Origin of the sequence: Paenibacillus contaminans, from assembly GCF_003285015.1 — a bacterium.
In the GTDB taxonomy this organism is placed as follows: Bacteria; Bacillota; Bacilli; order Paenibacillales; family NBRC-103111; genus Paenibacillus_V; species Paenibacillus_V contaminans.
The window spans coordinates 93,771-107,298 of record NZ_QMFB01000007.1; the positions used below are offsets into that span (position 1 = coordinate 93,771).

14 protein-coding genes and 1 riboswitch are annotated in these 13,528 nt (G+C 51.1%); of the genes, 9 read left to right on the forward strand and 5 right to left on the reverse strand.

The features are described from left to right. Positions 1-17: 17 nt before the first annotated feature. Positions 18-1,118, reverse strand: coding sequence for a glycine cleavage system aminomethyltransferase GcvT (gene gcvT, locus DQG23_RS13960; protein WP_113031664.1), 1,101 nt, complete (start codon positions 1,116-1,118; stop codon positions 18-20). A 388-nt stretch (positions 1,119-1,506) separates the two neighbouring features. Next, positions 1,507-1,619: riboswitch (glycine riboswitch) on the reverse strand. 298 nt (positions 1,620-1,917) lie between these two features. Between gcvT and gcvH the strand changes: the two genes are divergently transcribed. The 4 genes from gcvH to DQG23_RS13975 all read left to right on the forward strand — a co-directional run bounded on the left by gcvH (position 1,918) and on the right by DQG23_RS13975 (position 4,976). Continuing rightward, on the forward strand, positions 1,918-2,307 hold the full coding sequence (gene gcvH / locus DQG23_RS13965; protein ID WP_113031475.1) for a glycine cleavage system protein GcvH: 390 nt from the start codon (positions 1,918-1,920) through the stop codon (positions 2,305-2,307). A gap of 104 nt (positions 2,308-2,411) precedes the next feature. Further along, positions 2,412-3,335, forward strand: coding sequence for a TIGR01777 family oxidoreductase (locus tag DQG23_RS13970; protein WP_113031476.1), 924 nt, complete (start codon positions 2,412-2,414; stop codon positions 3,333-3,335). Positions 3,336-3,456: 121 nt separating this feature from the next. Beyond that, positions 3,457-3,597, forward strand: coding sequence for a hypothetical protein (locus DQG23_RS42125; protein ID WP_158560483.1), 141 nt, complete (start codon positions 3,457-3,459; stop codon positions 3,595-3,597). Positions 3,598-3,722: 125 nt separating this feature from the next. Continuing rightward, complete coding sequence (locus DQG23_RS13975; protein WP_113031477.1) at positions 3,723-4,976, forward strand: MFS transporter; 1,254 nt, start codon at positions 3,723-3,725, stop codon at positions 4,974-4,976. Between the two features lie 189 nt (positions 4,977-5,165). On the opposite strand, the gene nagB is transcribed toward DQG23_RS13975, so the two are convergent. The 3 genes from nagB to DQG23_RS13990 all read right to left on the reverse strand — a co-directional run bounded on the left by nagB (position 5,166) and on the right by DQG23_RS13990 (position 7,533). Further along, complete coding sequence (gene nagB, locus DQG23_RS13980) at positions 5,166-5,903, reverse strand: glucosamine-6-phosphate deaminase (protein WP_113031478.1); 738 nt, start codon at positions 5,901-5,903, stop codon at positions 5,166-5,168. A 6-nt stretch (positions 5,904-5,909) separates the two neighbouring features. Next, a complete protein-coding gene (locus tag DQG23_RS13985) occupies positions 5,910-6,767 on the reverse strand; it encodes a MurR/RpiR family transcriptional regulator (RefSeq protein ID WP_113031479.1) in 858 nt (285 codons plus the stop codon). Between the two features lie 325 nt (positions 6,768-7,092). Beyond that, entirely contained in the window at positions 7,093-7,533 is a 441-nt protein-coding gene (locus DQG23_RS13990) for a hypothetical protein (protein WP_113031480.1), read from the reverse strand. A gap of 257 nt (positions 7,534-7,790) precedes the next feature. On the opposite strand from DQG23_RS13990, the gene DQG23_RS13995 reads away from it, so the two are divergent. Continuing rightward, positions 7,791-8,087, forward strand: a complete 297-nt coding sequence (locus DQG23_RS13995; RefSeq protein WP_113031481.1) for a hypothetical protein — start codon at positions 7,791-7,793, stop codon at positions 8,085-8,087. A 106-nt stretch (positions 8,088-8,193) separates the two neighbouring features. Here DQG23_RS13995 and DQG23_RS14000 read toward each other — a convergent pair whose 3' ends face one another. Continuing rightward, positions 8,194-9,162 carry an alpha/beta hydrolase gene (locus DQG23_RS14000; protein WP_113031482.1) on the reverse strand — a complete coding sequence of 323 codons (969 nt, stop codon included), beginning with the start codon at positions 9,160-9,162 and terminating at the stop codon, positions 8,194-8,196. A 240-nt stretch (positions 9,163-9,402) separates the two neighbouring features. Here DQG23_RS14000 and DQG23_RS14005 point away from each other — a divergent pair, with 240 nt between their 5' ends. The 4 genes from DQG23_RS14005 to DQG23_RS14020 all read left to right on the forward strand — a co-directional run bounded on the left by DQG23_RS14005 (position 9,403) and on the right by DQG23_RS14020 (position 13,475). After that, on the forward strand, positions 9,403-9,819 hold the full coding sequence (locus DQG23_RS14005) for a thiol-disulfide oxidoreductase DCC family protein (protein WP_113031483.1): 417 nt from the start codon (positions 9,403-9,405) through the stop codon (positions 9,817-9,819). Between the two features lie 95 nt (positions 9,820-9,914). Next, complete coding sequence (locus DQG23_RS14010; protein WP_113031484.1) at positions 9,915-10,289, forward strand: hypothetical protein; 375 nt, start codon at positions 9,915-9,917, stop codon at positions 10,287-10,289. Positions 10,290-10,335: 46 nt separating this feature from the next. Beyond that, on the forward strand, positions 10,336-11,874 hold the full coding sequence (locus DQG23_RS14015; RefSeq protein ID WP_113031485.1) for a sensor histidine kinase: 1,539 nt from the start codon (positions 10,336-10,338) through the stop codon (positions 11,872-11,874). After that, positions 11,871-13,475, forward strand: a complete 1,605-nt coding sequence (locus DQG23_RS14020) for a DUF3369 domain-containing protein (RefSeq protein ID WP_113031486.1) — start codon at positions 11,871-11,873, stop codon at positions 13,473-13,475. Before DQG23_RS14015 ends, DQG23_RS14020 begins: the two co-directional genes overlap by 4 nt. Positions 13,476-13,528 lie beyond the last annotated feature (53 nt).

Sequence of the window (13,528 nt, forward strand, 5' to 3'; positions counted from 1 at the left end):
TGTTGGCGGATATTATATTAAGCCTTAGCTTTCGTATAAAAAGGCGTTTTGACGACTTTGGCGCGAAGCTGCTTGCCGCGTATTTCCACGAACAGCTCCGTGCCAAGCTCGGCATAAGCCTTGTCGATAAGGGCGAGGCCGACATTCGTTTTGTAAGTGGGAGATTGCGTTCCCGTCGTCACTTCGCCGATTTGTTTGTAGTCGGAGAAGACCGGATAGTGAGTCCGCGGGATTCCACGGTCGATCATTTCGATTCCCACAAGCTTGCGTGGCGCACCGTTAAGCTTTTGTTCAGCTAATACATCGCGTCCGATAAATTCGCCTTTATCCGGCTTCACGAAAAAACCGAGACCGGCTTCGATCGGCGTGATCGCCGCGCTAAGCTCCTGGCCGTACAGCGGCAGCCGCGCTTCAAATCGGAGCGTGTCGCGAGCGCCGAGTCCGATCGGCATGATGCCGTCATCCGTTCCGGCCTCAAGCAGCTTCTCCCATAACGCTTGCGCGTTCCCGCTGCCGATATACAGCTCGAAACCGTCCTCGCCGGTGTAGCCGGTACGCGAGACGAAAGCGCCGAAGCCGGCTACCGACGCGTCGGGAATAAAGCGGAACGGTTGAAGCTCCCCGATGGGCGCATCCGTCAGCTTGCTCAAGATCGAAACGGCTTTCGGTCCTTGCAAAGCGAGCAGGGAGGTTTGATCGGAAACGTCTTCGATCGTGACGTCGCCTTGTTTGTTCACGTGCAGCCATTCCAGATCTTTATCGATATTGGACGCATTGATGACAAGCATGTACCGGTCTCCGCCGATAAAATAAACGAGCAGGTCGTCCACGACTCCGCCGTCGGGATAACACATGAGACTGTACTGAGCTTGCCCCGGGACAAGCTTCGAAACGTCGTTCGTCGTTAGCTTTTGCAAAAAAGCGAGCGCATCCTTGCCGCTTACATTCACTTCTCCCATGTGGGACACGTCAAACAGGCCGGCCCGCGTACGAACGGCTTCATGCTCAGCCTGTATGCCGGAAAATTGCACGGGAAGCTCCCAGCCTCCGAAGTCGATTACCCGAGCGCCGTACTTGTCGTACAGCGGGTAAAGCGGCGTGCGTTTCAACGTAGAAATAACAATCACCTCATAACCGGATTTTTGCGTGTCGACTTAGTATTTTCATTTCGATCGAGGATAAACGCCTGCCGCTCATTAAGGACAGATGCGCTTGACGAGGTTTAGAGCCGCTTCCGCGATATACGTACTGGCATGAACGAAAAAAAACAGAGCAAAAAGGACGCAGCTGCCTGCGCTTTTTGCTCTGTCCTTGTACCTGAGAGTTGCCTCCATGCTTAAAGAGAATGTTCAAGTAGCCGGCTTATCTCGATGCGGGTTTCATGATGAGGTGCCGATAAGCTGACTTTCGAACACGCACGTATTGGCATAAAGTTTCCCCTTGGGTGTCCTTGAAGGAAAAGCCGCCATTGACGCGGGCGGAATTCCAAGGCGCTCTCCAGAGATGCGTCCGATAAAGGTCCTTTTGCCTGAGAGATTCACCATGACGGCTTACTCCTTCGGCGCCGCTTCCGGCCGGCACGACCTGCCGACTGCTGCGGTCTCTCCCTTTACCCTCATTCGCCGATATCATAAAACAATCCTCTTCTATTATTACGGAATGACGGCTAGCTTTGTCAATGCTTTCGTCTCAAATGTCCGGAATTATTTTTTAAAAGATTGACAGCGATCTTTTTGGTGATTATGCTAATCGTAATTGCATACAGGGGGACGTTATGCGCCCTTGATCCGTCTTTTTCAAAGCTGCAGCGATAATCAATCGATTCCGATCGGCTGCATGTAAAGGGATAACCTGGGAAAACTATGCCAGATGCATACGGCAGCGAAACCAATTTGAAATGTAAAGCGAGGGTTCATGATGAGTCAAGTGTTGGCGGATTTGTTGTATACGAAGGAGCATGAATGGGTATTAAAACTGGGGAATAATCGGGTTCGCATCGGAATTACCGATTTTGCGCAAAGCCAGCTGGGCGATATCGTTTTCGTGGAAATGCCTGAGACGGGATCCGAGATCACCGCTAACGAAAGCATCGGCACGGTAGAGTCCGTAAAGACGGTATCCGATATTTTCACGCCGGTTTCCGGTAAAGTCGTGCTAATCAACGGTTCGCTTGAAGATGCGCCGGAGACGGTCAACTCCGATCCGTTCGGGGAAGGCTGGATGCTGGAAGTCGAAGTGAGCGGAGACGACGCATTCGAAGGACTGCTTTCGGCGGAGCAATATACGGCATATACCGAAGGCGAATAATAGCTAGCAGTACCGGTTGCGTACAGAATGGCGGCAAAACCTTGTGACGGCAATCCTTTCCGGTTATCATGAATAGAGAAGTCGGAAACCGGGAGGGAGTATAGGTGAAAATAGCCGTATCGGGGGGCACCGGCTTTATCGGCGGCCACCTCATTCGCCATCTGCTCGAGAGAGGGGACGATATCGTCGTCGTTTCCCGAAGCGATAAACCGGTAAGCATACATACGAACAAAACGGCTGGTCAAATAACCGAGCTGCGCTCCGTAAGCTGGCAGCAGCTTGAGCAAGATCCGTCTTTGCTTGAAGGGATAGACGGATGGGTCAACCTTTCCGGCGAATCGATCAACAGGCGCTGGACGGAACAAGCCAAGAAGGAAATTTTGGAGTCCCGTCTGCGGACTACCGGTCAGGTTGCGGACGTGATCGGACGGCTGAAGCATAAACCGAAGGTCGTCGTAAACGGCTCCGGCATGTCGATATACGGCACCTCGGAGAAAGATGAATACGATGAATCGAGTCCGGCCAGAACCATCGATTTCCTGTCTTCTGTCGTGGATCGATGGGAGAAGGCGGCCGACCGCATTCCTGCGGAACGGATTGTCAAGCTGCGCGTCGGTCTCGTGCTTGGTGCCGACGGCGGAGCGCTTACCCCGATGATGCTGCCGTACAAGCTTTTTGCAGGCGGCCGAGTCGGCAGCGGGAAGCAATGGCTGTCATGGATTCATGTTGAAGATATGGTGCGGCTGATCGCTTTTTGTCTCGATAACGATAACATGGAAGGCGGCGTAAACGGAACGGGCCCGAATCCGGTAACGAACGATCAGTTCGGACGCGTATTGGGCCGCTCGTTAGGTCGTCCACATTATTTCCCTGTGCCTTCATTCATGTTTAAGCTTTTATTCGGCGAGCTGTCCGTGTTGCTTCTGGAGGGACAGAAAGTGCTGCCGGCCAAAGCTTTGCATCACGGCTTTCGTTTTCTTTACCCGGACCTCGAGCTTGCGCTGCGCAATATCGTTGCCCGCGGGTGAGCGGAAGTACTGATCGAAACGGAAAGAATCATTTTATCGAAGTTTTCTCTGTTATGACCGCTCTGAACGAAGTAAGCTAGTAGTCATCATGCTAATAAATACGTTAAGGAGGTGATTGGAGATGAGCGAACAAACGCGGAGCGCGGCGTTGAAGCGGACGATCACGCATGCGAAAAACGGACACGGGATACGTCTGTCCATTTTCATGCATACGGATCGGCATCTCCAGCCGCCTCATTCGGGTATGTTTCTAGAAATGTGAGCGATAACGCTCGACTTTTCTCAAAATATCCTTATCCGATGAAGACCATGGAGCTGTCGTTCCATGGTTTTTTGTCGTGCAAATAAAAGCCGCGCTACAGGATGCGGGCTAAAGGATGAGAAAAGATGAAAACGTTACGGTATAAACGCAATGTGCCTTTATTTTTTGTTTATCAGTGGATCGGGATGTTCATGCTCGACCGGGCGATCTGGATGCTGTTTCTCGTTTCGAAGGGATTGACGCTGGGGCAGATCGCCCTTCTCGAAACGCTTTTTCACGCGGTCAACTTTGTGGCGGAGGTGCCGACGGGAATGATTGCCGACCGCTTCGGCAAGCGTACGAGCCTGTTGGCCGCACAAGCGGTCGGTATCGCGAGCGCCGTTTGGCTGATTGCCGCCTCGGATTTTTACGGGCTTACCGCTGCTTTTATGCTCGGCTCGCTCGTGCACACGCTCCAGTCGGGAGCGGCGTCCGCGCTTTTTTACGAGACGCTGAAGGGGCAGGGAAAGCAGAGCGCCTTCGCCAAGCTAAACTCGAGGCTGGCTTCGATTGCGCTCGTCTCAATGGGCGTAAGCGGTATGGCCGGAGGGGCGCTGGCCGATTTGAATTGGGCATATGTCTATGCGGGTAAGGCGCTTCTACATTTCATTTGCCTATTCGTCATATGGCTGATGGAGGAGCCGGCGATTTTACCGGATCAAGAGGAGGACTTGGAAACGAACGAAGAAGAGAGGAGAGCGAACGGCTTCGAACGCTTGCCGTTGACCGGACAAATTAGAGGTATCGTCAGCTTTATCGGGCGAAACAAGACGTTTGCGGTTTTGTCGGTTTTCGGGGCGGTTTTGTATGCGATGTCGTGGTCCATCGGTTTTTACAGTCAAGTGATTTTTCAGCAAATCGGGTTGGATAATGGAATAATCGGCTTGATAAACGGAGCGGAAACTTGGTTTTCCGCAGCGGTGGCGGCGATAGCTTATTTGGGTGAACGGTTGCTCGGAAGAAGGGGTACGATTTGGATATCGGCTCTCGGCTTTATGCTTTGTTTGGCATTATTCGGTTATCAGGGCGACGCCATCGGCGCAGTGTCCTTCTTTTTCCTGATGGCGCTGTTTATTAGCGGTTTGGAGCCTCTGCTGGAAACATATTTGCATGAACTCGTTCCTTCGCCGATGCGCGCGACGATGCTGTCCGTGTTCAGTATGATGATTTCGGCTTGCATGATGGTTACGTTCCTGGTAATCGGGATGCTTGCGGATCGGATGAGTCTTTCTGCGTCATTGCAAACCATCTTGAACGTTTGGCTTCCGCTTATGGCGGGCATTACGGCGATCGCAGCGCGCAGCGCACACCGGCATTGGTGTCGTAAATCCGTTCAATGACGCCAGTCGAAAGATGCATAACAAAATGTCGTTCCACACAGCAAAAAAAGGGCAGTCCGAAAGCGAACACTTCGCTTTCGGGCTGCCTTTTATCAAAATCTCAGAAAGAATATCTCTGCTGATTGTTCGATTTCCCGGTAAACGCACCTGTCCTCAAAGGACGGCGTAACCGTTTGTCCTCGGTTAGCGTTACATTTCATTTGCAAAATATTTGCCGGCTTCGGCATCGAGCAATACGACGACATTCGAATGGGTCTGCAGCAGGGATGCCGGGCATTCCGTCGTAATCGGGCCGGTTAAAGCGCGGTGAACGATCTCCGCTTTGCCTTCGCCGCGGACGACAAGAAGTATCGTCTTTGCTTTGAGGATGGCGCCTACGCCCATCGTCAAGGCGTGTGTAGGCACTTCGTCGATCGAGTTGAAGAAGCGGGCGTTAGCCTCACGCGTTTCCTCTTTGAGCTCGACGATATGCGTCCCGCTAATCAGGGAATGGGACGGCTCATTGAAGCCGATATGGCCGTTGTTGCCGATGCCGAGAATTTGCAAGTCGATCTGCTTGGCATCCTCGAGAAGGCGGTTATACCGTTCGCATTCCGCCGCGAGGTCGGCGGCATTGCCGTCCGGAATGTTCGCTTGCGAAGCCGGCAGGTCGATATGCGAGAACAATTGCCGGTTCATAAAGCTGTGATAGCTTTCTTGATGATCCTTCGGAAGCCCGACGTATTCATCGAGGTTGAAGGTCGTCACTTGACGGAAGCTGACCATATTTTTGCGGAACGTATTGATGATTTCTTCATAAATACCGATCGGGGAGCTCCCTGTGGCAAGTCCAAGAACGGCTCTCGGATTCGTCTGCACAAGACTTGTAATGATGCTTGCGCCGGCGATGTTCAATTCGTCGTTTGTGCGGAACGTTAGGATGTTCATTCTAAACTATCTCCCTTTTTCTTTGCGATATTTTTTGACCATCTGGAACGAATGCTCGAGTCTCGGCACATATTCGTCGAAGTGTTCGCTGACCATGCCCGTAAACAAAATATCGATCACATGCAGTTGGGCGATGCGCGACGCCATGTCGCCGCGGCGGACGCCTTCTTCCAATGAGGAAGTAAACAACTGCACATCGGATATTCCGGCCAAAGTCGTCGAGCCGTATTTCGTAAGCGAAATTGTCGTTGCCCCATTTTCCTTCGCGCAGCGCAGGGCGTCGATCGTTTCCGGCGTTTCTCCCGAATAGGAGATGCCAACCGCCACATCGCCTTCCTTCAGCGTCGACGCGGAAGTGACCTGCATATGCGAGTCGGAGAAAATGGATGCCCGTTTGCCGATCCGCACCAGCTTTTGATAAAAATCATGCGCCACGATACCGGAGGTGGCGACGCCGTAAAGATCGATTTGCCGGGCGGAGCGAAGGGCGAGAAGCGCGAGCTGCAGCTGGCGATAATCGAGCAAATGCGTCGTATCCATGATCGAGCGGATATGATTTTTCTCAATGGCCGCAATAATTTCGTTTAACGGGTTGCCGGCGACGATGTCCTGATAGGTCATTTCGACCGGCGGCTGGGCCAAGTCGGCGGCAAGCTTCATTTTGAAATCGGCGAATCCGCTGAAATGGAATGTCTTGCAAAACCGCGATATCGTTGCGGGACTTGTGTGAGACTGCTCCGCAAGCTCCGTAATGCTCATGCGTACGACCGAGTGCGGATTAGCCGCAATAAACTCGGCAAGTTCAAGCTCTTTCTTGTTAAAGCTTGACGATTGTTCTCGAATTGCTTTAAGCATGCTTTGCATAAGCGGTTCACCACATTCGTCGGTTTCCTGCACAAGCAGGGCGATTTAAAATTTTTGAAAATTATTTCTACGAAATACGGAGATTTCGAGAAAATATTTTTCATCATGATCATACCGTATTTTCTGTCAACCGACAAGCCGGAAAACGGAGAGGTCGGTAATTGTACATAAAACGCCGCCATTGTAGGTGCGCCATTGATTTCCGGCATGTTTAATAAAAGATCAGGGGGTTAGTCCGCATCCTAAGCGATCTATACTTGCAAGGCGCCAAAAGATGCAAGAGCCGCAATCCTTTTAAAAACAGCTTGTCCCGCGGAGAGTCCGGTTATCCCGAGCAAATCCGCATTTCATAAAAAGACAGTCCTTCGCCTTTATTGATCGAACCGGTCGAGGTAAACCCGCAGCTTCTGCAAAGCGCAAAATAATCCGTATCGCATTTCCTTATATAAATAACGATTTCTTCAACCCGCAAAGCGTCGAACGCAAATTTGCACAACAATTGAACGGCATCGCGTACCGGAGTATCCGTATCTGCAGCTGCGTCATCCCAGTCAGGTCCTACGATCAAAGCTTCGCGGCGCTCCAAATCCGTTTCTTTGAGCGAGATGGTGCCCATCGGCCCGTCGTTACTGCCGCCCTTTCTAACAATGGCGAATACGAGATGGCGATATTTGTTCCGTTTGCGCCGTTTTCCAATAAGCCCATATTCTTTTGCGCTTTGCAGCGTAAGTCGAATCGTTTCGTTCTCGATCGAGTTCGGATTCATATATGTGCCTCTTTTCATCGAAATCGTAGTTGTTTCATCTATAGTTACGATATGTCGAAGCTTCAACAAGGGCACGGCGTTTAGCAGGGGCATCGTGATATGAACAACCGCATGGATATACGCCGACATTTAAAAAAAGGAGTCTGAACGCTGTCGATTGCAAATAAATTATTAAAGAGTCGCGAAAGCCGTTCTTTCCGGCGCAGGCGGAAAGTGGAGAGCAGCGGCTTTCGTAAGCCAAATGGGAGGGATAAGTCGTGGTGCAAGTGGTGGATATTAACGTGGACCGTACGGAGCTAATATTGACGGTCGACAACGGCAAACGGGTAACTTCGCAAACGGTCGCCTTCGACAAAGTGCAAACCATTCGGATGAGCAAGGAAACGGTAAAAAAATGGTTTTCGTCCAAAGAGGTCAGAAGAATCGAGTTATTTGTAAAGGACAAGGAAGAGCCGTACACGATCGGAAGCGATAAAGTGAAATCATTCGATGCGATCGAAGAGGTTATACGCCAATTGGCCGTGAAGCATCAAATTCCCGTCGAGCAAAACTGAGCGATATTGAATTGCAATCGTAGCGGAACATTATGCAGATGGCATATCCGGCTTCAGACAATTCATCCAATATGATTTGGAAACAAAAAAAAGGGAGCCTGCCGGTTCAGCGGGCTCCCTGCGTTATGCTTTGTAAAAATGTCGTCGCGCGTCGCATATATTCTTTCTTGTGGGCTCGGTAGATGAGCTCGTGTTTGCTGTTGGATACCAGCCAGAACTTGGTGTTGCCGTTATCGGGCTGATTTTCATATAACGCCTCGATCAGCCTGTAATCCGCTTTACTGTCCTTTTTACTGTGAATCAAATAAATCGGAAGCTCATAATGCGTCGTCTTGACATCATGAGTCGGCACTTGACTGAGACTGACGCCGTTGAAGATAGGAAAGAAGAAGCGGATCAAGGCCAGAGACGGAAAACGTGGAAGGTCGATTTGCTGCTTAACGTTCATATAAAGCGTATCGGGATCGAGCAAATACGTGCTGTCCAGTATCATCCCGCTTATTTCCTTCGTAACCAGTGCGGCCTGCAGCGCGGTGCCCGCCCCCATGGAGAACCCCCAAACGAACACATTCTCCGCACCTTTATGCTTGGCAAGCTGTATGGCGCCGAGCAGCTCCTGCGTCTCCTGGATGCCGCCGGTAACGACGCGGCCCGGTTGTACGAATCCGTAATCGAACATAAGGACGTTATACTGCAGCTGATGCAGCGCGTTGGCCAATTCATACATCGGCACCCACGATTCTTCCCGGTTGGCTCCGTAGCCATGAGAGAAAACGACGGTTTGCGCGGAATCACCGGGGATGTACCATCCGTTCAGAATACTTCGCCCGTTGACACTAGGGAAGGTGACGTCTTCATAATCAACCCCGATTGCTTCGAGCGGGTTGGACATCAGAGGCGCGATAACGGGTCTGCCTAACGTCCAGGCAATATATCCGTGAAAGGCGAGAATCGGCGCCAGTAATAGAATGGCAACTGCCGTAACCCATTTCGGCAGCCGGATTTTCGCGCGCGCCCCGATTTTGACAGCGTTTTCAAATTGGCGGAGCAAAGGATTAAACGTAACGGTTTTCATCCGAATCCCTCCTTGTGATGTAGGTTGATGTTGGCAGAACGGGAAAGGAATCTACTTCATGTAAGTTGCTTACCTTTATAGTATGTCGATGGAAGCAGGGCGTCAATAAGCGTGCCGAAATGTTATCTTCTTGTAACACGGCTGTAACGAAGCGTCCAAATCTTGGCGTGTATGCCATTGTTTCGACAGCGCTTGTATGTCATAATTTTCAGTAAATGATCGATGGACGGAGGGAGCGATATGGCAATGCCGGGACAGGATGAGCCGCCGGTCATATTATATGACGGGGTTTGCAATTTTTGCGCGGCCGTCGTTCGTTTTGTCGTCAAGCGAGATCACAAAGAACGATTCCGGTTTGCCGCTCTGCAATCCGAGACCGGACGGCGGATTCTTGAAAAACACGGCCTGCAGCCGGGGCAGCTCGACACGTTCGTACTGGCGGAAGGCGAACGCTGCTGGACCCGATCGACGGCTGCATTGCTCGTATGCCGTAGGTTAAATGACCTATGGCCGCTCGCTTATGCGGGTATCGTCGTGCCGCGGTTTATACGCGATGCTGTTTACGGAGCGGTGGCTCGTAATCGCTATCGCTGGTTCGGCAAGTCGGACGCCTGCATGATGCCTACTCCCGAGCTGCGGAAACGTTTTTTGGACTAACGTAAACCGTGGAAAAAAATGAATATTCGCTATTGTCGAGCGATGTTACATTTTGTAAGATTAGGAGAAAAGCACGATCTCATAGGGGGCATTCGATGAAGCGGTTAGCGGCTACGATTGTGGTTTGCAGCATAGTGTTGAGCGCATGCGGGACAAGCAAGAAGGCGAGCGTTCCGATGCAGGACCAAAAGCCTACATTGAGCGTATCGGTAAAGGTTGAAGGCACTCAGGCCACGATGACCGTACAAACCGATCTCCGTATATCCAAAGAAAATTACGGAGGAGCGCGCAAGGTGGGGGAAGGTCATATTCATACATATTTGGACGGCGGGGAAAAGGTTTCGATGGATGAAATAAAGAAAACATACACGGACTTGGTTCCGGGCAAACATGAGCTGAAGGTATCGCTGCATAATAACGATCACACCCCCTATGACGTAACGGAAACGGTCAGCTTCGAAATAAAATGAGGCTGCATAAAGCTTGGACGATTTGCATGACGGCGCGGGGTGAAGGATGAAATCGATCATAACGAAAATCAGTCTCGGCAACAAAATCATCATCTTGACGAGCGCGATCACGATCTTGATGATGGCGAGCGTCATTTGGTTCACGACGCACGCACTGCGGCAGTCCGTCGAAGAAACGTATAACGGCCAGCTGCAGGGCATGACCATCGCGATCAACGGACGGTACGAAGAATCGCATGTGCTCCAGGACGTTCAGCAAATATTCGATTACATCCAATACAAGAACAAAAAAGTCATCGAGCTGACGCTGCACGGTATGGAAGGAAGCGTTCTGGCTTCGACGGACCGCGCCAAAATCGGAATGGAATCCACACGTGCGATTCTGGAGCAAGCGCGTACGGATAAATCACTCGTTACCCGCTTGACGCATGATGCAGACGGAATACCGAAGGCCCAGCTTGTAGCGCCGCTTAAAGAGGATGGGACGACGGTCGGCGCGATCGTTCTGCTTTTGAATACTTCGGAGGAAACGTCGCTTATCGCATCGCAAATACGAATGATCTCATGGGTTTGCCTTTCGATTGGCATTGTCATGCTGATTCTGCTTCTGTTCATGATCCGGAAGCTGCTCATTCGCCCGCTCTTGCGATTGCGGCATGCCGCTTCCGCCGTTAAACAAGGGCAAGATTACAATCATCTCGATTTGAATGCGAGCCTTGAAATCAACGAAGTGGCGGCAGCCTTCAACGATATGGTGGAAAACCTGGACGACCGTTACGAACAGCTGCAAAATGCGCTTGAGACGCTGCAAACCACACAAAAGCAGCTCGTCCAATCCGAGAAAATGGTGGCACTCGGCGGTCTCGTTGCAGGAATCGCCCATGAAATCAATACGCCGCTCGGCATCGGCGTTACCGCCATCTCATATATGGATCAACGCACGAAGGATATCATTTCGCTTTATGCCCAGAACAAAATGAAAAAATCGGATCTCGACGCTTATCTGCAAACGGCGGACGAAACGACTTCGATCATTATGAGCAACTTGCTGCGTGCCTCCGAGCTGATCCGCAGCTTTAAGCAGGTGTCCGTCGACCAGTCCAGCGAAGCCAAAAGAAGATTCAAGCTGAAAAGCTATATCGAGGAAGTGCTCCTCAGCTTGAATCCCCGTTTGAAAAAAACGAAACTGTGCGTTACCGTAGTTTGTCCGCAAGGCGATTTCGAGGTCGACGGCTATCCGGGGGCCATCTCGCAAATCGTTACGAATCTTGTCATGAATTCGACGATTCATGCTTATGAGCCGGATCAGATAGGGACTATCCGGATCGACATCCAAAAGCTCGAGGGACTTCTCAGAATCAGTTATTCCGATGACGGGAAAGGGATGTCGGCGGAGACGGCAGGCAAAATTTTCGATCCGTTCTTCACGACGAACCGCGGAGGCGGGGGAACCGGGCTGGGCATGAATGTCGTTTATAATATCGTCACGCAAACGTTCGGCGGCACGATCCGCTGCGAAAGCGAGCTCGGCAAGGGAACTTCTTTCATCATCGACATTCCGGATCAGGGGGATTATCAAATATGACCAGCAATCAGACGGTACAAGAGGCGAATCGCGATCAATTCCGGTTTGCCGATGGAGAAGACGAGCTTATTTTTGCGGATGAGGGCGTAGGATCCGAAGAAGAAGGAGACGCATTAGGCAAGGATGTCTGGAAAGTCATCATCGTCGACGACGAACAGGAAATACACCGTGTAACGAAGCTTGTTCTCAGCGATTTCGAGTTTGCCGGCAAGACGCTTGCATTCCATAGCGCATATACGGCGGCTGACGCCAAGAAGCTGTTTATGGAACACCCGGATGCTGCGCTCGTCCTGCTGGACGTCGTGATGGAAGAAGAGGATTCGGGACTCAAGCTCGTCCGTTTTATCCGCGAAGAGCTGAAAAATCAGACGATCCGCGTCATATTGCGCACGGGTCAACCCGGACAAGCGCCGGAAAAAACGATCATCATGGATTATGACATCAACGATTACAAGGAAAAGACGGAGCTTACGTCCCAGAAGCTGTTTACGACAGTCGTTTCTTCGCTTCGGACGTTTCGGGACATGAAGGTGATCGAGAAAAACAAGAACGGCTTGGAGGAAATCATCAAGTCGTCCGCCACGATTTTCGAGCTGCAATCGATGCGTAAATTTGCAAGAGGTGTTCTGACCCAGCTGACCTCCATTATCAATCTGAATAAAAACGCGTTGCACTGCAGTCTTGCCGTCACGAAGGAAGACAGCGAAATCTACATACTGGCGGCTACCGGCGATTATTCGTCCAAAGAGTACGACAGGGTAAGCGATGTTGTGCCTATCACGATTTTGAAAGAGATCGAAGATGCTTTCCGCGAGAAGCGGAGCAAGTTTTTCGACAGCCATTTCGTATATTACTTCCAGAGCAAGACGGGCTCCGAGAATGTCATTTATTTAAGCGGCCGAAAGGCGCTTAACGAATGGGATCGGTATTTGATCGAAATTTATTGCGCAAACGTTTCGGTCGCGTTCGAGAATATTTACCTAAACGAAGAAGTGGAGCATACGCAGAAGGAAATCATTTTTACGATGGGCGAAATTACGGAGACGCGTTCGAAGGAGACGGGTTACCACGTCAAAAGGGTGGCGGAGTATTCCAAGCTGCTTGCGCTCAAATACGGGCTGTCCGAGGAAGAAGCGGAGATCATTCGGCTCGCTTCCCCTCTTCATGACGTAGGGAAAGTCGGTATTCCTGATTCCATTTTAAATAAGCCCGGCAAGCTGACCGATGACGAATTCGACACGATGAAAAATCACGCCGGTCTAGGCTACAGCATGCTGAAGCATTCCAATACTCGTCTGCTCAATGCGGCCGCTACGATCGCTTTTCAGCATCATGAGAAATTTAACGGCAAGGGTTACCCGAACGGGCTCAAAGGCGACGACATCCATATTTACGGCAGAATTACGGCGATCGCAGACGTATTCGACGCACTCGGCAGCGAAAGAGTTTACAAGAAAGCTTGGGAGCTGGACAGGATCATCGAGCTGCTCAGAAGCGAACGCGGCGAGCATTTCGACCCGGTGCTCGTCGATCTGTTTCTCGGAAGTATGGACGAGGTACTGGCAATCCGCAATAAATATCCGGATCAGAAGGTGTTCTGATCGTATCCAAACGCAACAACCCCTTGACCGCTCTTGGCTGCGGCAAGGGGTTG